Below are 20,616 nucleotides of genomic sequence, written 5' to 3' on the forward strand. Positions count from 1 at the left end.
GGGGGTAGGAGGAAAAAATTTTCGCAAACAGCAGATCGACCTATGTCGACCTGCTTTTAATAGATAATTAACCTAAATATTCGATGATTGAGAGACCACCGTTATAGTCGGTGCTGTAGATAATCCCTTGTGCATCAACAAACACATCACATGACTGAATAACTTGCGGGCGTCCGGGCCGTTTATCCATCATTTTTTCAGGTGCAGCGGGGACTAGAGCCCCGGTTTCCTTGGGTTGATAAGGATTGCTGATATCATAAGCACGCACGCCGGCATTTTGATAGGTGGCAAAAATTAATGATGAGCTGACAAAACTGCCTGGCCGATTTTCATGCAGATTATGTGGGCCAAAATGAGCGCCTTTTTTCACATAATCTTGCTCATCCGGCACTGGGAACGTCGAGATACTCACTGGATTCGCTGGCTCGCGAATATCGAACAGCCAAATGTGCTTCTCACCATCTTCCTGATTATCCAATACTGCCTCATCCAGTACGACTAATAAGTCGCGGTCGGGTAGTGGCAGGGCTGTGTGGGTACCGCCACCAAAGGGGGGGCTCCAGTTGCGATGGCTAATCAGCTTTGGCTCATGACGGTCACTGACGTCCAATAGCGTCAAGCCACCATCACGCCAACTGCCATAAGCGGTGTCGCCACTGATAATGGCATGATGCAGCGCATAGCGTTTACCTTCAGGCCAGCTTGCTTGTTCTCCGGCGGCGGTATGCATACCGGGCAAAGCGTAGCGGCCAGCCACTAGCGGTTTTTGCGGATTAGCCAGATCAATGGTCAGAAAGATATAATCACTGTAGCCATCTAACAATGCGGAAACATAAGCCCAGCGCCCACCGACATACCAGATGCGATGAATACCAATGCCATCAAGTGGCAGGAAACTAATCTCGCGCGGTCTATCTGGTGTCGAAATATCAAAAATACGCAGCCCGGCACTCCAACTGCGGCCTTCCTGACGGGTACTGACGGTCTGCGCCACCGAGCGAGTGTAATACACTTTCTCTTCGGCAAAACTGGCATCAGCGAACAGATCTCGGGCATTAATCACCAAGAGCAAGTCGTCATGAGCCTGTAAATGCACATTCCAGGTATTGGCGGGGGCGGCAATAAAACCGGCTGGACGTGGGTTTTTTGCATCTCGCACATCAATAATAGATACACCTTGCGACACCATATGGCCGACATAAGCATAGCCGCGGTGCACCATAACCTGCACCCCATCGGGTTTTCCACCTTGTGAGCTATGACCAATCAGCCGCATATTGCGGCTGTATTCCGGTGTCGGCAAGTAACCTTGCTTTGCCATCTATTTCACTCCAAATCAATTGATCCTATTGGTTTTTACTGGCCGTTCTTTGCAGCCAGAGTGGCAAACCAAGGTGAGTTGAAATCATCTGATTGGCCCCAGCCTGGAATGATTTTACTCAAACCGGCAACGTTGACCGGGCCGGGTTGGCTGGCGAGCAAGGCTTGTGGAATTGATGCTGCACGGAACTCATAACTGGCTGGTGTCTCTTCACCAGCAATTTTCTTGGCAATGAGGCGCAAGTTAACGGCACCAATCAGCTTAGGATCAACCGCCACACTGACTTTCCACGGGCTATTGGCTTCACGCATCAATTGCAAATCCTGATTTGAGATATCAATGCTGTACAGTTTGATTTCAGTGCGGCCATTTTCTTGTAAGGCTTTATAGGCACCTTGAGTAAAGGCATCCCAAGTCCCCCAGATAGCGTCGATTTTCCCTTTCGGATACTTCGCCAATACTGCACCTACTTTGTTCGCGGTATCACCTTGAACATCGGAAGAGACGGCACCGATAGATTCAAGTTCATGAATGCCAGGATTCTGTTTCAGCAATGCCTGATAAGCAGCCTGACGACGCTCCATAGGAGGGAAACCGGCTACCCAGAGTTTGATAATATTGGCATTGCCATTGAAATCTTTGATTAATTGACCAAAAGATTCATTGGTCAGAGAAGCATCATCCTGCTGGGTGACCGTCAGGCCGGGAATATCGCCCTGAATGGCGGTGTCAAACACCGATACCGCAATACCACTGGCGGCAATACGTTTAACTAACTCAGTCGAGTAAGGGTCGCGGCCCTGAGAAAGAATGATGCCGTCATATTTCTGGCTAATAGCCTGATTAACGAAGTCTTGGAAGCGCGCATCATCGCCGTTACTTAAGAACGTATCTACTTTGAAACCCAGCTTTTTGCCTTCTTTCAATACACCGGACAGGAACTGTGTTGTGTTGTCATCGGAACCCAAATTACGGATCACCGCAATTTTAATCTGCCCTTGATGCTTAGCGATAGCCTCTGGGATTGGAGCGACAGTGGCGGTGCTTGCTGCGAATACCGGCAGTGCCGTCAGTAGGCTCAAGGCCAGTAAAGGGGAAGCAATATTTTTCATCCGGAACTCCGTCATGGTGTCGATAAGGTATGCAATGTTGGGTGTTTTTTCGTTGTTATAGCTATCTTTGTGTCTAGACGTCTATCTGTCTCTGTACAGCATCATAACCATAACTATTTTGATAAGGAATTAACTTTGTTATAAATTTTTGGATCGCGTTATATCGTTTAGTTTGGATAGTGCAAATAAGCAGCAAGGGATAGGGGACAAACAGTCTGTTATTACAATGGAAGCCAATATAAACTAATAACCTTTTATAATGAATGGTTTATATATGATCTTATGCTTACTATAAAAAATATTATAATTATTATTTTATTTCGTTACTAACCAAGTACTGATATTCTAAATAGCACTGAGGAATAATAATAAAGGCTAATAGCCATAACCGACGTGAAGCTTTTACGATTCTCAATATTTAAAGGATTAAAATCACCATGGGTAAAATTAGCAACCTATGTAAATTCAGAAAGGATGCTGCCGATGAGGCACAACTGAATTTGAGGTATATTATTAATACTGCGGTTAGTGATAGCGCCTCTTGTCGCTATATGTCTCGCTGTGAGTTTCTATTTCTATTTATCCGTTATTTATTAACGTTAATGGTGACTGTTCTTTTAGTATCGATATTGTTTCCCGATTTGATTGATGAAATTATATCACTGTCACTATTATCTTTTTTTCCTATACTTTCATTGGTCTTGCTATTACCTTGTTCATATCGTTTAGCCAGCCAAAGATTAAGCCCATATTTACTGATTTTTCACCTTCTTCCTCTTGGACACTATTTTTTCTCCGGCCTATTCCCGTGGCTCTTATCTATTGTCTTTTTACTTTACCTGGTATTTATCAATATCTACGACATAAAACCACCTGAATGTGAGCGAAGAAAACAGCTAGCTTCAGTCTTGCCTGATGAGTATCCATTTGGGTTAACTCTGGTTTGTTTTAGTTTGTTATATCTAAGTTTTTTCCTGTTGATTGAGTTGGATGATGCCATTATTTCACTCATGGTATTGTCGTGGATTTTCTTTTTATTGGCTAAATGGCACTGGCCTGTTGTGATATTAAATACGTTGGGGGCGATTGGTGTTTTTTGGTTTTTCTCTTCTGGTTTTGTGGAAATAAAGCATCATAAGAATATTATTATTAATGCCCTGATTAAAATATCTCTGTTGGATAATATTTTATTTTTTATTTTCTCACTAAGTTTATTTATCAATATGCTTTTTTGGTTGGAAGCCTGGCTACGTGACCGGCAACCTCAAGCGACAAAAGAGTAAGGTTATTGATGAGATAAACTGTTAGATATAATAGAAATGCTGGTCAAATTATCCTTGACCAGCATTTGAGGGAGCGAATTTATTTCACTTGCATGCCGGGTTGGGCACCATTATCCGGGCTGAGTAGGAAGATATCGCTACCGCCAGGACCTGCAGCCATGACCATGCCTTCTGAAATACCAAAGCGCATTTTACGTGGAGCCAGGTTTGCCACCATCACCGTAAGACGGCCTTCTAGTACTTTAGGGTCAGGGTAAGCTGAACGGATACCAGAGAAGACCTGACGGGTTTCGCCACCGAGATCCAGCTTCAGTTTCAATAATTTATCTGAACCTTCGACAAAGTCTGCTTGCTGAATCAGCGCGATGCGCATATCCACTTTAGCAAAGTCATCAAAACTGATAGTTTCTTGAAGCGGGTCATCGGCTAATGGGCCTGTAGCCACCACTGCCGGTGCCATATCTTCTTTAGAAGAGGCGACCATTTCGTTCACCTTGTCCAAATCAATACGGTTAAACAGAGCCTTAAAGGCATTAATCTGATGGCCCAACAACGGTTGCTCAATGCTATCCCAGGTCAATTCGGTATTGAGGAAAGCCTCAGTACGTTCTGTCAGGGATGGCAATACCGGCTTGAGATAGGTCATCAGAACACGGAACAGGTTGATGCCCATGGAGCAGATAGCATGCAAATCGCTATCGCGGCCTTCTTCTTTTGCCACAACCCAAGGTGCCTGCTCATCAACATAACGGTTGGCAACATCCGCCAGTGCCATGATTTCACGAATTGCTTTACCTGATTCACGGTTGTTATAAGCCTCCGCAATACTGGCGGCAGCATCGGTAAAGGTTTTATACAGCGCGGGATCGGCCAGCTGGTCGGCTAACTTGCCAGCAAAACGTTTGTTGATAAAGCCGGCATTGCGGGATGCCAGATTCACGACTTTGTTAACGATATCGGCGTTAACTCGCTGGACGAAATCTTCCAGATTCAAGTCAATATCATCAATGCGCGAAGAGAGCTTGGCAGCATAATAATAACGCAAGCAATCAGCATCCAGATGTTTCAGATAAGTGCTCGCTTTAATAAATGTGCCGCGGGATTTCGACATTTTCGCGCCGTTTACCGTGACATAGCCATGGACAAATATATTGGTCGGTTTGCGGAAATGGCTGCCTTCCAAGATGGCTGGCCAGAACAGGCTATGGAAGTAAACAATGTCTTTACCAATGAAGTGGTAAAGGTCGGTTGTCGAGCCTTCACGCCAGAATTCGTCAAAATCCAAATCGCCGCGTTTGTCACACAGGTTTTTAAATGCGCCCATGTAACCTATAGGGGCATCCAGCCAGACATAGAAATATTTACCTGTTGCATCCGGGACTTCAAAACCGAAGTAAGGAGCATCGCGGGTGATATCCCACTGTTGCAGACCCGATTCAAACCATTCCTGCATTTTGTTGGCAACTTGTTCTTGCAGTGCGCCGGAACGTGTCCAGGCTTGCAACATATCGCTGAAAGCAGGCAGGTCGAAGAAGAAGTGTTCAGATTCACGCATCACCGGTGTGGCACCGGAAACCGCAGATTTTGGATCGATAAGTTCAGTTGGGCTATAGGTTGCGCCACAAACCTCACAGTTATCGCCATATTGGTCGGGTGATTTGCACTTCGGACAGGTGCCTTTCACAAAACGGTCAGGCAGGAACATCCCTTTCTCAGGATCATAGAGCTGAGAAATGGTGCGATTCTTAATATAGCCGTTAGCTTTTAGGCGGCGGTATATCAGGCTCGACAGTTCACGGTTTTCATCACTGTGGGTTGAGTGATAGTTATCATAACTGATAGCGAAACCGGCGAAATCCTGTTGGTGCTCCTGGCTCATTTCGGCAATCATCTGCTCCGGTTCGATACCCAGTTGCTGAGCTTTCAGCATGATCGGGGTGCCGTGGGCATCATCTGCACAGATAAAATGAACCTGGTTGCCGCGCATTCGCTGGAAACGGACCCAGATATCTGCCTGGATGTGCTCGAGCATATGACCGAGATGAATAGAACCGTTAGCGTATGGTAGCGCGCACGTCACCAATATTTTTTTCGCGACTTGAGCCATAGTGGGAAATTGCTTTCTTTATGTGGATTAAAGGGTCTTTGATGTTAACCGATAAGCGGGTTTGTCGCTAGGGTAAGGCAACCTACAGGCTGCCTTAAGTCATAACAGGTTCATTTTGGCCGGTTTTCAGCACATTTGGTTATTAATGCCATTAATATCACTAACACCAGACGGCAGGGTTATGCGATTGGTCTCGGTTTTCTCTCTATTCGACGCACACAGGTGTTGCTGAGTTCTGGTACACTATTAGAGGTTAATAACGATAAATTTAAGGAGCTGGGATGAGCCCAAAATCCCCCGAGCAGACTACCGCTGACCTGCTGCAATCAAAAATTTCAAAGGTTCTTGCTGCCTTTACTCACCCAACCTTGCAAAAGGATCTCAACACCCTGCGTGCTATCCACCACTGTGCCTTGCTAGACAATGTGCTGCATATCGAGCTGGTGATGCCTTTTGCCTGGCAGTTTGGTTTTGACCTATTAAAAGAGTCAGTCAGCGCAGAGTTGCTGGCAGTGACCGGTGCCAAAGCTATTGACTGGAAGCTTTCTCATAATATTACGACGCTAAAGCGTGCCAATGATCAGCCTGGTGTGAAAGGTGTGCGCAATATTCTGGCTGTCAGTTCCGGTAAAGGTGGAGTGGGGAAATCCAGTACCGCCGTTAATCTGGCACTGGCATTGGCAGAAGAGGGGGCAAAAGTCGGTATTCTGGATGCTGATATTTATGGCCCTTCCATTCCAAATATGCTGGGCACCATGAATCAGCGGCCAACTTCTCCTGATGGCAAGCACATGGCACCTATTATGGCCCATGGAATTGCCACTAACTCGATTGGTTATCTGGTTACTGACGAGAATGCCATGGTATGGCGTGGCCCAATGGCCAGTAAGGCATTGATGCAGATGCTACAAGATACCTTATGGCCAGACTTGGATTATCTGGTGATTGATATGCCACCGGGTACGGGTGATATTCAGCTGACATTGTCGCAGAACATTCCGGTGACTGGCGCGTTAGTGGTCACTACTCCACAGGATATCGCCTTGATTGATGCCATGAAGGGCATTGTAATGTTTGAAAAAGTGCATGTGCCGGTGTTGGGTATCGTCGAAAATATGAGCATGCATATTTGCAGTAATTGTGGCCACTTGGAGCCGATTTTTGGCACTGGCGGCGCGGAAAAGCTGGCGCAGAAATATCATTGCAAGTTGCTGGGCCAAATTCCTCTGCATATCTCGCTGCGTGAAGATCTCGACCGTGGTGAGCCCACCGTTGTCAGCCACCCGGATAGCGAATTTGCGGATATTTACCGCCAACTGGCTGCCAATGTTGCAGCGGAAATGTACTGGCAGGGTGAAGCTATTCCAACTGAAATTTCATTCCGCGCTGTTTAGCCGTCACATTTATGATACCCAAACTAATGGGTATAGCAGGTAGGCGGCAAACAAGAACCTCCCGATGAGCTGACACCGGTCAGTGATTCGGGTGTTCGAGAGCAGCCAACACCGCTGCAACTTCAAGTATGCAGGGTATAGCACTGGCATCAGGCCGGTTAACTCCTTATAATTGCCGCGCCCGAAGCACCTTGCGTGCTTCGTCTCCCCTCACACTTAGTAATCAGGTCTTTAATTTTATGACTGACAAAGCACATCAGTGCGTCATTATCGGGATAGCGGGTGCCTCAGCCTCCGGAAAAAGTCTTATCGCGAGTACGCTGTATCGTGAATTACGCGAACAGGTTGGTGATCAACATATTGGCGTCATTCCAGAGGATGGCTATTACAAAGACCAGAGTCACCTATCGATGGAAGAGCGGGTCAAGACCAACTATGACCATCCTAGCGCCATGGATCACAACTTATTACTGGAACATCTGCAATCGCTAAAAGCGGGCAAGTCTGTTGAACTGCCACTTTACAGCTACACTGAGCACACCCGTAAAAAAGAAACCGTCCATTTAGAGCCGAAGAAAGTGATTATTCTGGAAGGGATCTTGCTGTTGACTGATATCCGCCTGCGTCAGGAGATGAACTTCTCAATCTTCGTTGATACCCCATTGGATATCTGCTTGATGCGACGTATGAAACGTGATGTTAATGAACGTGGTCGTTCAATGGATTCAGTGATGGCGCAATACCAGAAAACTGTGCGCCCAATGTTCCTGCAATTTATCGAACCCTCCAAGCAATATGCTGACATTATTGTTCCTCGTGGCGGCAAGAACCGAATTGCGATCGATATTCTAAAAGCGAAAATCAGCCAGTTCTTTGAGTAATGTTCGTCTGGACCTTTGCTTATTAATATGGCAGCTTTCATAGTATGCAAGCTGTAACATGCGAATTTAAATGGAGATTTAAGCGATGAGACTGTGCGATCGTGACATAGAAGCTTGGCTGGACAGCGGCAAATTGGGCATTGACCCCCGCCCGCCAGTAGAACGTATTAATGGGGCCACAGTCGACGTCCGCTTAGGCAACCAATTTCGCGTGTTCCGCGGCCACACCGCAGCATTCATTGATTTAAGCGGCCCGAAAGATGAAGTCAGCGCAGCCCTTGAACGAGTCATGAGCGATGAAATCAATCTGCCTGAAGGGGAGGCATTCTTCCTGCATCCCGGAGAACTGGCGCTGGCTGTCACGTTGGAGTCAGTCACTATTCCGGACGATCTGGTCGGCTGGCTTGATGGCCGTTCCTCTCTGGCTCGCCTTGGGTTAATGGTGCATGTGACTGCACACCGGATAGATCCCGGTTGGCAAGGCAGGATTGTGCTGGAGTTCTATAATTCAGGTAAGTTGCCATTGGCACTGCGTCCGGGGATGTTAATTGGCGCGCTGAGTTTTGAGCCACTCTCTGGACCGGCAGCCCGTCCTTACAATAGCCGTCAGGATGCAAAATATCGTGGTCAACAAGGTGCCGTAGCCAGTCGTATAGATAAAGACTAGCCATTTTTCTCGCTGAGATTTTAGCCTGTTTGGGCTTTATCGCTTGTTTGGACAAGAGGATGTCATGAGACGATTACTAACGACGTTAATTATCCTGCTCGTTGTATTAGTTGCGGGTATGAGCGCATTGGTATTGCTAGTAAATCCTAATGACTTTCGGGCGTACATGGTCAAACAAGTTGAACGGAAAAGTGGTTATCAACTGCAACTTGAAGGTGATTTACGTTGGCATGTCTGGCCGCAACTTAGCATTATTGCTGGCCGGACGGCACTAACCGCTCCCGGTGCTACCGCGCCCGTGGTCAGTGCTGAAAATATGCGTCTTGATGTCAAACTCTGGCCGCTACTGTCGCATCAGCTTGATATTAAACAGGTGATGTTAAAAGGGGCGGTTATCCGCTTAACCCCTGACAGTGAAATTCAACAACAGCCGGGGGCACCGGTTGCACCACGTGGCAATGCACCGGTTGATGAGCATCGGGCCTGGAAACTCGATATCAATAAAGTCCAGGTTGCGGATAGCTTGCTGATTTGGCAACGAACAGACAATGATCAAGTCAATGTTCGCGATATTAATCTTGAACTGCAACAAGACTCGCAGCGGCAAGTCCATATCACTCTTTCTGGCCGTGTTAACCGAAATCAACGGGATGTCAGTTTCTCGATGGCCGCTGATGCCGATATGGGCCGTTACCCACAGCTTTTCAGCGCCAATATCAACCAATTTACTTATAAATTGGAAGGGGCGGATATCCCCGTTGCTGGTGTGAGCGGGGAGGGGGCATTACAAGCCAGTTATCAGAGTGATATTCAGCAATTATTGCTGAATAAGCTGAGTTTCTCGGCGAATGACAACCAGTTAACTGGGAGTGCTAAAGCCACATTGGGTGACGTACCTGACTATGTCATCAATCTGGCAGCTGACAATCTTAACTTGGATACTATCTTCGGTTGGGAGCCTAAAAACACGGCGAATAGTCAAGACGTGGTGAAACAACCCGGCGTAACCGCACCGGTTATTGCGGTTCAGGCTGATGATGATGTTGGGCAGGATTTACGGGCATTACGTGACTTTACTGCACAAATTAAACTCACTGCGAATAATTTGGTTTATCGCGCCATCAACGTCAGCCAACTAAATTTGCAAGCATCAAACCAACGCGGTGATGTACAAATCACTCACTTAACTGGCAATGCCTTAGGGGGGGATTTCTCTCTACCGGGGTCGCTGGATGTGACGGGTAAGAAGGTGTTAGCTGCGGTTAACCCGGTGATAAATAATATGGAATTGGGCCCGGTGTTATTGGCCGCAAGTTTGCCGCAGATGATGACCGGTAAATTCTCCATGAAAGCGCAGTTGTCTGGTGATGGCATCGATGCTGAGGCATTCAACCACCGCTGGAAAGGGGACGCACAGTTCAGTATGAATGGTGCGCAGTTACAGGGACTTAATATTCAACAGCTTATCCAGCAGGCTGTGACTCGCAGCTCCAGCGATGTCAAAGGTCAGGAGCGCTATGAGCGCTACACCGAGGTTAAACAACTGCAAGCGAAACTGACCCTGAATAGAGGGAAAGTTGACGTAAGTAGCCTCAGTGCTGACTCAACCTTGATCGCCATTAAAGGTCGTGGGGAACTCAATTTAGCACAGCAGCAATCTGACATGAATTTGTCCGTACGAGTGATGCAAGGCTGGAGTGGAGAAGATAACTTGGTTAAGTTTTTGCAAAATACTGATATTCCACTGCGTATTTATGGGCCGTGGACTCAGCTTAGTTATCAATTGAATGTTGAACAGCTTTTGCGTAATGAATTACAGCAACGTGCGAAAAAAGCACTTAACGACTGGGCTGAACGTAATCAAGAGAATCGCGCGCGTAAGGACATTAGAAAGCTTATTGATAAGCTTTAACTTGTCTATCTCCTCCGATAAGTCGAGAGATTCATCGGAGGTAATGACCTTTCTTTGTTACCTTTCTGTTGTTGTATTGATCACCAACCTCACCTGTTTAAACATAAAATCCTCTCACCGGCTCACAAACTAATATTTGTTTCTAAAATCTCGGCTAATAATTGATAGATGTCATAAACTCACCGGCTGACTTTGGGCAGAGTGCAGAGCTAATTCTGTATATTTACAAGAAAAATCTTAATACAACATCCAGCAACAAATGATAATGCCCAAGCACATGGTGTTGCAGGTAGCCAACAAGCTAATCCTCTGCGGCTTTATGGACGAAGGGAATATTCGGTGAGAGAGGGTATATGTTAGATCTTTTGATTGGGATTGTAGTGGCCGTCGGTGTGGGTCGCTATATTATTAAAGGCTATTCTGCCACTGGTGTACTAATGGTGGGTGGCCTGCTGCTATTAATTATCAGTGCTTTGATGGGCAAGAGCGTGTTACCGGCCAGCGCAACCTCAACCGGTTGGCGCGCGACGGACATTGTCGAGTATGTCAAAATTCTGCTGATGAGCCGTGGTGGCGATCTCGGCATGATGATCATGATGTTATGCGGTTTTGCCGCGTATATGACACATATCGGCGCAAATGATGTGGTGGTTAAGTTAGCATCTAAACCATTACAGATGATTAACTCCCCTTATTTATTGATGGTTGCGGCTTACATCATTGCCTGCTTGATGTCTTTAGCGGTGTCATCGGCCACTGGGTTAGGTGTGCTATTGATGGCCACATTGTTCCCAGTGATGGTTAACGTCGGTATCAGTCGTGGAGCGGCGGCGGCAATTTGTGCCTCACCTGCGGCGATTATTCTGGCCCCGACTTCTGGTGACGTCGTGTTGGCGGCACAAGCCTCTGAAATGCCATTGGTTGATTTTGCATTTAAAACCACGTTACCTATCTCCATTGCGGCTATCGTCTGCATGGCGATTGCTCACTTTTTCTGGCAGCGTTATCTGGATAATAAGAGCCAGGAAAAGCATGAGATGATGGATGTCAACGACATCACCACCAATGCGCCCGGTTTTTATGCCATCTTGCCATTTACCCCTATTCTCGGCGTGTTGATATTTGATGGTAAATGGGGGCCAGAGCTACACATCATCACAGTCTTGGTTATCTGTATGCTAATTGCCGCTGTGATTGAATTCTTACGTAGCTTCAATGCCAAATCTGTATTTAGCGGCCTTGAGGTTGCTTATCGTGGTATGGCCGATGCATTTGCGACTGTGGTGATGTTGTTGGTCGCTGCGGGGGTATTTGCACAGGGATTGAGTACTGTTGGTTTTATCAGCGGTCTAATTGGATTAGCGCAATCTTTTGGTACCGGTGGCATTATTATGATGCTGGTACTGGTGGTGATTACGATGCTGGCAGCAATGACCACAGGCTCAGGTAATGCACCATTTTATGCGTTTGTGGAATTGATTCCGAAACTTGCTGCTCAAATGGGAATAAATCCAGCCTATCTGGTTATCCCTATGCTTCAAGCCTCGAATTTAGGGCGTACTTTATCCCCAGTTTCAGGTGTTGTGGTTGCCGTTGCAGGTATGGCAAAAATATCACCTTTCGAAGTGGTGAAACGAACCTCAGTACCGGTTCTGGTCGGGTTAATTGTGGTGATTGTGGCAACTGAGATTTTGGTGCCAGTACACTTATAATATCAATATGAATCGATAAAAAAGCCGGGGGCGATATGCCACCCGGCTTTATTTTTGATGACTTACTGGGCCAATTTTAGCCGTCTGAATTTACACCGCAGGCCAGTTACACTTCATAATCAGGATCTGGCACTTTCAACGGCGTTATTTTGACCTTTAATATACGGTGACTGCTCACTTCTAAAGGTTCAAAAAGATAGTCACCAATCTTCAACTGATCGCCAACCTGAGGTATCCGCTGGGTATATTCCATCAATAATCCAGCCAGGGTGTGATACTCGCGTTTATCATCAATTGGCAATGGTATGTAGAGCACTAAATCTTCCAGTGGCATATAGCCGTTCGCAATCCAACAACCCTCTTCAGTTTGCTGAATATCGTGGCGGGCATCTAATTCTTCACCAGCTACTGGCAGATTACCTGCAATGGTCTCCATCACGTCGGTTAGGGTGACAACCCCTTCGATGGAACCAAACTCGTCAACCACAAAGGCGAAATGCGTTTGTGCCTGGCGGAATTGCTCAAGCGCCATCAACAGCGAAACTTGCTCAGGGAAAATCAACGGCTGACGAATCAATGCCCGTAAATCGAGTTTCTCATCTGATAATTGCTGTCTCAGCAAATCAATTACGTGAATAACACCCAAAGGTTCATCTGTCGAGCTATCCTCGGTGACAACGATTCGGGTGTGCAGATTTTTTGTCAGCAATTGGGTCAGTTTTTCAGGTGGATCATTAAGGTCCAGATATTCAACATCATGGCGTGATGTCATGATGCTACTGACCGTACGTTGGGCCAACCCTAACACCCGCTCTATCATCCGGCGCTCTTGCTCATTGAACACCTCCTGACCCGTGCTGGTATTATCCGCAATCAGATTAGCTGTATGGTTATCCAATTCAGCCTCTTCATGTTTGCCACTTAGCATTCGCAACACGGCTTCTGCGGTCCTTTCACGCAATGGACGTACAGTCGACAGAAAACGACGGCGGTTAAATTGCGCAAACTGATTCAGTGACTCAATGATGACTGAGAAACCAATTGCTGCGTACAGATAACCTTTCGGAATATGGTAGCCAAAGCCCTCGGCCACCAAACTGAAGCCGATCATCAGTAAGAAACTCAAACAGAGAATCACAATGGTTGGATGTGCATTCACAAAGCGAGTCAACGACTTACTGGCTAACAGCATCAAACCAATGGCAATACAGACGGCAGCCATCATGACGGCGAGGTGATCTACCATACCGACGGCAGTAATCACCGAATCGAGAGAGAAGATGGCATCTAACACCACAATCTGAGCCACTACTGGCCAGAAGCGTGCACCTTTACGTTGTTGGTTTTGTTGATGATCTTTTCCTTCAAGGCGTTCATTGAGCTCCATCGTGGCTTTAAATAGCAGGAATACCCCCCCGATGAGCATAATCAGGTCACGCGCACTGAATGAGTGCTCGGAAATAGTGACCAAAGGCGCTGTCAATGTCGCCAACCACGAGATACTGGCCAACAGCACCAGACGCATCAAAAGTGCACACAGTAGACCTGTGACTCGGGCCTTATCCCGCAGATGGCGGGGCAGTTTTTCCGCCAAAATGGCAATAAATATCAGGTTGTCAATACCTAACACAATTTCGAGCACAACTAGCGTCGCCAGCCCTGCCCAAATAGTAGGATCTGCGATCCACTCCATATATCTAACTTCACCTTTTATTTTTACGGCTTATGCCGCCAAAGCGAATAATGGGCGCATAACATGAAATTTTCAAATTTAAATATAAGAAATAGATGATATTGCCGACCCAAGAATACAGGTACAGAAAATAAGCGTAAATCTGTAACCTTTTGAAATAAATGGTTAAATAAAAAATAAAACATTGAGGAAATAAACAAGACTAACAGACATTTCCTAGTTAAATTTAATGATATATAATAGATAATCAGTAGAAACAATTATGTGAGCATAATTTGCTCAACAGAGCCATACATTTATAATATTAGTTATACATGCGAAATGTTCTGGATATGATCTAGTAGCTATTGGTAGCTGTGAAGCCAAGGGCGGTAGCGTTGTTAAATCAATTAAGTATGCTGATTATTATTTCATATGAAATGATTACCGTTCTCATTTGAAATGTGGCATTTCTAGTAGTATGCAACTTTATAGTGATAAGGATATAGGATGTTACTTCCGGTGATTATGGCGGGTGGAACGGGTAGTCGTCTGTGGCCGATGTCAAGAGAGCTTTATCCTAAGCAGTTTTTACGCTTGCATGGGGTAAATTCAATGCTGCAGGAGACTGTAAATCGCCTGGAGGGGATTTCTGTTAGAGAGCCGGTCGTCATTTGTAATGAAGAGCATCGTTTCTTAGTGGCCGAACAGTTGCGGCAAATAAATAAACTGTCACACAATATAATATTAGAGCCTGTCGGACGGAATACGGCTCCTGCCATTGCGTTAGCTGCACTAAACGCTGTCTCCCAAGGTGACGATCCAATAATGTTAGTGTTGGCCGCGGATCACATCATTAATGACTGTGATGCTTTCCATCAAGCCGTGACCAAGGCTATCCCGTTTGCTAAGAAAGACAGTTTGGTCACCTTCGGAATTGTTCCAACAGGCCCAGAAACGGGCTATGGCTATATACAGCGTGGTGAAGCGACTGTTACTGATATCTCTGAAGCTTTCAAAGTTGAGCGTTTTGTCGAAAAGCCTAATTTAAAAACTGCAGAGCAGTATATTAATTCTGGTGAGTACTATTGGAATAGCGGTATGTTTATGTTCCGCGCTAAGCGATATATTCAAGAATTAGAAAAGTTCAGACCTGATATTCTCGATGCCTGCAAAGCGGCGATGAAGGATTCGGACTCGGACAAGGATTTTATTACTATCGATAAAGATAAGTTCAGTGTCTGTCCAGATGAGTCTATTGATTATGCTGTGATGGAGCAAACTAATAGCGCGGTGGTGGTACCGCTTGATGCGGGCTGGAGCGATGTTGGCTCCTGGTCTGCACTATGGGATGTGAGTAACAAAGATAAGTCAGGTAATGCTGTTACCGGCGACACATTCCTACATGATACCCAAAATTGCTACATTAATACTGATGAAAAATTAGTTGCTGCGGTAGGAGTCGATAACTTAGTCATTGTCAGTACTAAAGATGCCGTGTTGGTAGTAGATAAATCTAAGGTGCAAGACGTTAAAAAAATTGTTGAACATCTTAAGTTGAAAAAACGCAGTGAATATCGCCGCCATAGGGAAACATATCGCCCTTGGGGACGGAGCGATATCATTGTTAATGAACAGCGCTTTAATGTTAACCGCATCACGGTCAAACCTGGTGGGGCATTTTCTATGCAGATGCATCATCATCGAGCAGAACATTGGATTGTGTTATCCGGCACTGCAAAAGTGACCATCGCGGACAAGACATTCTTAATTACTGAGAATCAGTCAACTTTTATTCCCATTGGTTCCCTCCATATGCTAGAAAATCCAGGTAAAATTCCACTTGAACTCATTGAGGTTCAGTCAGGTTCCTACTTAGGTGATGATGATATTATCAGAATTAAAGACCACTATGGCCGTTGCTGATTTCGAGGGAACAATGAATACCTTAACGTGTTTTAAAGCTTATGATATCCGTGGTCAATTAGGCACAGAACTGAATGAGGATATTGCTTACCGTATTGGCCGAGCTTTTGGTGAATATTTAAAGCCCAAAACTATTGTTGTCGGTGGCGATGTCCGGTTAACCAGTGAAGCATTAAAAATGGCATTGGCCGAAGGGCTGATGGATGCTGGTAGTGATATCTTAGATATTGGTTTAAGCGGGACTGAAGAGATTTACTTCGCTACGTTTCATTTAGGTGTGGATGGCGGAATCGAAGTGACTGCGAGTCATAATCCGATGAACTACAACGGTATGAAGTTGGTTCGAGAAGATGCTAAGCCTATTAGCGGTGACACTGGTCTACATGATATCCAAAGACTCGCAGAAGAAAATAATTTCGCAGTACCAGATCAAAGTAAAAGAGGAAGTTATAAGAAGATCTCGATACTCAATGAATACGTAGATCATCTGATGGGTTATATCGATTTTAAAAACTTTACCAGGCCTTTGAAACTCGTAATTAATTCCGGCAATGGCGCGGCCGGACATGTTATCGATGAAATTGAAAAACGCTTCGTTGCTGCACACCTTCCCATCGAATTAGTCAAAGTTCACCATCATCCTGATGGCCATTTCCCAAATGGTATTCCTAACCCTCTACTGCCTGAGTGCCGAGCTGATACAGAGAAATCTGTTATTGAGTCTGGTGCAGATATCGGGATCGCATTTGATGGGGATTTTGACCGCTGCTTCCTATTTGATGAAAGTGGAGAGTTTATTGAAGGCTACTATATTGTAGGCCTCTTAGGCGAAGCTTTCTTACAGAAAGAAAAGGGAGCAAAAATAATTCATGACCCGCGGTTAACCTGGAATACGGTCGACATTATCTCTAAAGCTGGCGGCATTCCTGTTATGTCTAAGACGGGCCATGCTTTTATCAAGGAAAGAATGCGTAAAGAAGATGCAATATACGGTGGAGAAATGAGTGCGCATCACTATTTTCGCGATTTTGCATACTGCGATAGCGGAATGATTCCATGGCTGTTAGTGGCTGAATTACTTAGCGTTAAAAACAAATCTTTAAGCCAATTGGTTGGTGATCGTATGCGTGCATTTCCTGCTTCAGGTGAAATTAACCGTAAACTAACAGATGCAAAAAGCCGTATTGCTCAAATTAGAGCTATTTACGAACCGGATGCTGTCAATGTTGATTTCACCGATGGTATCAGTATTGAATACAGTGACTGGCGATTTAATCTAAGAACTTCAAATACAGAGCCAGTAGTACGTCTAAATGTTGAGTCAATAGGAAATACAGTATTGATGAATAATAAGACCAAAGAGATTTTAGAATTGTTGGCAGGGGAGTAATTGTGAAAGAGATGCTATTGGCTATTTATCGCTATAGAGGCTTTATTTTAGGTAGTGTGCAACGTGAATTTCAGGCAAAATACCAAAAAAGTATGCTAGGTGCTACATGGCTTGTTTTACAGCCACTGTCAATGATTCTAGTATACACTTTAGTCTTTTCTCAGGTAATGAAAGCTCGCTTACCAGGTGATGTAGGGACATTTTCCTACAGCATATATCTATGTATCGGTATTATTACATGGGGGCTTTTTGCTGAGATAGTAGGGCGGGGACAGAATGTTTTTATTGAAAATGCTGGTTTATTGAAAAAGCTAAATTTCCCTAAGATATGTTTACCCATTATTGTTGTATTGTCCGCACTTATTAATTTTATTATTATATTTTCATTGTTTGTTGTTTTTTTGATTGTAACTGGTAATTTCCATCCTATTTCTATAATAGTCTTAATTATACCTCTTGTAATTCAAGTGTTATTTGCAACAGGGCTTGGCATTTCTCTAGGCGTAATAAACGTATTCTTTAGAGATGTTGGTCAATTTGTAACAGTGCTACTTCAGTTTTGGTTTTGGTTCACTCCTATTGTCTATGTAATGAGTACTTTACCAAAAGGTGCACAATCCTTATTAAGGTTTAATCCTATGGCTGTCTTAGTTGATAATTATCAACAAATAATTATAAAGCAGCATATGCCCAATTGGTCTGCATTATGGCCTGTAGCGACAATAGCTGTTTTCCTCTGTATTTTGGGTATGTATCTATTTAGAAAACATTCAGCAGATATGGTGGATGAATTGTAATGGGAAGCATCACTGTCACTAATATAGGTAAAGCCTACAAAAATTACCCTACACGTTTTGGTCGATTGATTGAATGGATATCACCAGTAAAAATAATACGACATACCTTAACATGGGTTCTCCGGGATATTAGTTTCACTGTTAGGCCGGGCGAGGCTATAGGATTAATAGGTATTAATGGTGCCGGGAAGAGTACTTTACTAAAACTGATTACTGGAACGGCTCATCCAACAACAGGTTCAATCAAGTTGACTGGTCGTGTTGCCGCATTACTTGAGTTGGGGATTGGTTTTCATCCGGACTTTTCTGGCAGGCAGAATGTATATATGTCTGGACAACTCTTAGGTCTGACGGTTGCAGAAATTGAACGATTGATGCCAGAGATAGAAGCATTTGCTGAGATCGGAGAATATATCGATCAACCAGTACGGGTATATTCCAGTGGTATGCAAATGCGTCTTGCTTTTAGTGTAGCTACAGCGATAAGGCCGGATATCCTTATTGTCGATGAAGCATTATCAGTAGGTGATGCCTATTTCCAGCATAAAAGTTTTGAAAGAATTCGAGAGTATCGTAAGCAAGGTACTACATTACTACTTGTTTCACACGATAAAGCGGCAATTCAATCCATTTGTGATAGGGCTATTCTGCTAAATGCAGGGACTATTTTAATGGAAGGGAAACCCGAAGCCGTGATGGATTATTATAATGCTATGCTAGCTGCGAAGGATACTTCTTCAGTTAAACAAACAGAAAGTCCAGATGGTTTAATACAAACAGTATCGGGCTCTGGGGATGCATCTATAATAGATATTGGCCTTTATAACAATGAAGGTGTAAGAACTGAGGTTTTTAATGTTGGTGAGCTAGCAAATTTATGTATTAAAGTTGGCATTGCATCAGATATTCCAGAAATAGTATTGGGATATATGATAAAAGATCGTTTAGGGCAAGTGATGTATGGAACAAACACCTATCATTTAGATAAAGAAATTAAGAGTTTAACAAGTGGGCAAATAATATCGTTTAATTTCTTATTTCCAATGAATCTAGGCGAAGGCAGTTATTCTATAGCCGTTGCATTACATGAGCAAGATACTCATATTCATAAGAATTATGAATGGCGAGATTTGGCCCTGATATTTGATATAATAAATATAGACAAAACATCTTTTGTAGGTGTTTCATGGTTAGAACCAGAGGTTAATTACATTTATGAAAGATAGTTTTTATAGTGAATTTGAAAAAAAATACCGTGGTTCAAGAGAATTAATCAAATCTCGATTGGTAGCTTACCGTGATTTTTATCTACCACTAGCCGAAATTTATCCAAATAGTAACACCTGCGATCTGGGTTGTGGGAGAGGAGAATGGCTTGAATTACTTAATGAGGCAGGCTTTAAGACTGAAGGGATAGATTTAGATGAAGGAATGCTTTCTTATTGTCGTGATCTAAATCTTAATGTACGACAACAAGATGTAATCCAGTATTTACAGAGCTTAGATGATAACTCCGTTTCATTAGTTTCATCTTTTCATCTTGTAGAACATATAGGTTTTGAAAATGTGAAACTTCTTGTCCAAGAGGCATTACGTATACTCAAGCCTGGCGGATTGTTAATTATTGAAACACCAAATTGTGAAAATATAATTGTTAGTACCAATACTTTTTATTTAGACCCAACTCACATTATGCCAATACCAAACAAACTACTTAGTTTTCTGACTAATTATTTTGGATTTAAACGCAGTAAAGTTATAAGGCTTCAGGGACGAACTGATATAACGACTCCAGAGTCACTTCAATTGATAGATATTTTCACAGTTGTAGGACAGGACTATGGTTTAGTTGCACAAAAAGATGGTCCAAAAGACATTCTTGATAAATTTGATAATATTTATAATAAAGAATTTGGTTCTGATCTTGATATGGCTATAAATAAGTTCAGCATGCATCTTAACCATGCATTTAAGATGCGAGATGATAAAATAAATGAACTTTCCCTTAGATTAATAAATGAGAAAAATGCATTAGAATTGAAGCTGATGGAGAGTCATGAACAAATAAAAGCGATATACTCAAGTGCTTCTTGGAAAATAACAGCACCACTTAGATTGCTGAAAAAAGCAGTAATATTTATTTTACCTTCAACATTGATTCAGCAGAGTAAAAAAATAATTAAATCAGGAATTCAGAAGGTTATCTATTTTATTTCACAGCGACCTAACCTAAGAAGAAAAATAGTATTTATAACGAAAAAAGTTAGGCTCTATCCAAAATTAAAAAGTATTTATTATCGCCTTAATATGAAATCTAGCTCAACTATAAAGCGTACATCCCAACAGGGAAGTGAACTGTTATCTCCTCGCGCAAATGAAATTTACACACAACTTATTAAGAGAAAAAATAATAAAGATTCAATAGATATATAAAATTGAATT

Annotated in this window: 15 protein-coding genes; 11 read left to right on the forward strand and 4 right to left on the reverse strand. The window is 43.8% G+C overall.

What is annotated here, in order from left to right:
• Positions 1-67: 67 nt before the first annotated feature.
• Entirely contained in the window at positions 68-1,321 is a 1,254-nt protein-coding gene (locus DJ58_RS01940) for an LVIVD repeat-containing protein (protein ID WP_004711052.1), read from the reverse strand.
• A gap of 35 nt (positions 1,322-1,356) precedes the next feature.
• The gene (locus tag DJ58_RS01935) at positions 1,357-2,433 is read right to left on the reverse strand and encodes a sugar ABC transporter substrate-binding protein (protein WP_004711053.1); all 1,077 of its coding nucleotides are present in this window, start codon (positions 2,431-2,433) and stop codon (positions 1,357-1,359) included.
• Positions 2,434-2,870: 437 nt separating this feature from the next.
• On the opposite strand from DJ58_RS01935, the gene DJ58_RS01930 reads away from it, so the two are divergent.
• Positions 2,871-3,716, forward strand: a complete 846-nt coding sequence (locus DJ58_RS01930; protein WP_080725788.1) for a hypothetical protein — start codon at positions 2,871-2,873, stop codon at positions 3,714-3,716.
• Between the two features lie 79 nt (positions 3,717-3,795).
• Here DJ58_RS01930 and metG read toward each other — a convergent pair whose 3' ends face one another.
• Positions 3,796-5,823 carry a methionine--tRNA ligase gene (gene metG, locus DJ58_RS01925; protein WP_004711057.1) on the reverse strand — a complete coding sequence of 676 codons (2,028 nt, stop codon included), beginning with the start codon at positions 5,821-5,823 and terminating at the stop codon, positions 3,796-3,798.
• 281 nt (positions 5,824-6,104) lie between these two features.
• Between metG and apbC the strand changes: the two genes are divergently transcribed.
• The 5 genes from apbC to dcuC all read left to right on the forward strand — a co-directional run bounded on the left by apbC (position 6,105) and on the right by dcuC (position 12,389).
• A complete protein-coding gene (gene apbC, locus DJ58_RS01920; RefSeq protein ID WP_004711058.1) occupies positions 6,105-7,217 on the forward strand; it encodes an iron-sulfur cluster carrier protein ApbC in 1,113 nt (370 codons plus the stop codon).
• A 239-nt stretch (positions 7,218-7,456) separates the two neighbouring features.
• A complete protein-coding gene (gene udk / locus DJ58_RS01915; RefSeq protein ID WP_032911581.1) occupies positions 7,457-8,098 on the forward strand; it encodes a uridine kinase in 642 nt (213 codons plus the stop codon).
• A gap of 85 nt (positions 8,099-8,183) precedes the next feature.
• Entirely contained in the window at positions 8,184-8,765 is a 582-nt protein-coding gene (gene dcd / locus DJ58_RS01910) for a dCTP deaminase (RefSeq protein WP_004711061.1), read from the forward strand.
• 64 nt (positions 8,766-8,829) lie between these two features.
• Positions 8,830-10,677, forward strand: coding sequence for an outer membrane assembly protein AsmA (asmA, locus tag DJ58_RS01905; RefSeq protein ID WP_032911582.1), 1,848 nt, complete (start codon positions 8,830-8,832; stop codon positions 10,675-10,677).
• 353 nt (positions 10,678-11,030) lie between these two features.
• Positions 11,031-12,389 (forward strand): anaerobic C4-dicarboxylate transporter DcuC, encoded by a 1,359-nt coding sequence (gene dcuC, locus DJ58_RS01900; RefSeq protein ID WP_004711064.1) that lies wholly within the window; start codon positions 11,031-11,033, stop codon positions 12,387-12,389.
• Between the two features lie 106 nt (positions 12,390-12,495).
• On the opposite strand, the gene DJ58_RS01895 is transcribed toward dcuC, so the two are convergent.
• Complete coding sequence (locus DJ58_RS01895; protein WP_032913281.1) at positions 12,496-14,082, reverse strand: TerC family protein; 1,587 nt, start codon at positions 14,080-14,082, stop codon at positions 12,496-12,498.
• A gap of 489 nt (positions 14,083-14,571) precedes the next feature.
• Here DJ58_RS01895 and DJ58_RS01890 point away from each other — a divergent pair, with 489 nt between their 5' ends.
• The 5 genes from DJ58_RS01890 to DJ58_RS01870 are packed head-to-tail and all read left to right on the forward strand — an operon-like array spanning position 14,572 to position 20,607.
• Entirely contained in the window at positions 14,572-15,987 is a 1,416-nt protein-coding gene (locus DJ58_RS01890; protein WP_004711070.1) for a mannose-1-phosphate guanylyltransferase/mannose-6-phosphate isomerase, read from the forward strand.
• A 13-nt stretch (positions 15,988-16,000) separates the two neighbouring features.
• Positions 16,001-17,377, forward strand: a complete 1,377-nt coding sequence (cpsG, locus tag DJ58_RS01885) for a phosphomannomutase CpsG (RefSeq protein WP_004711071.1) — start codon at positions 16,001-16,003, stop codon at positions 17,375-17,377.
• Between the two features lie 11 nt (positions 17,378-17,388).
• Positions 17,389-18,174, forward strand: coding sequence for an ABC transporter permease (locus DJ58_RS01880; protein ID WP_032911609.1), 786 nt, complete (start codon positions 17,389-17,391; stop codon positions 18,172-18,174).
• Positions 18,174-19,400: an ABC transporter ATP-binding protein gene (locus DJ58_RS01875; protein ID WP_004711074.1), complete on the forward strand. Its 1,227-nt coding sequence runs from the start codon at positions 18,174-18,176 to the stop codon at positions 19,398-19,400. The genes DJ58_RS01880 and DJ58_RS01875 overlap by 1 nt, the downstream gene beginning before the upstream one ends.
• Positions 19,390-20,607: a class I SAM-dependent methyltransferase gene (locus tag DJ58_RS01870; protein ID WP_226977635.1), complete on the forward strand. Its 1,218-nt coding sequence runs from the start codon at positions 19,390-19,392 to the stop codon at positions 20,605-20,607. The genes DJ58_RS01875 and DJ58_RS01870 overlap by 11 nt, the downstream gene beginning before the upstream one ends.
• Positions 20,608-20,616 lie beyond the last annotated feature (9 nt).

The organism is Yersinia frederiksenii ATCC 33641 (assembly GCF_000754805.1).
GTDB lineage: Bacteria > Pseudomonadota > Gammaproteobacteria > Enterobacterales > Enterobacteriaceae > Yersinia > Yersinia frederiksenii.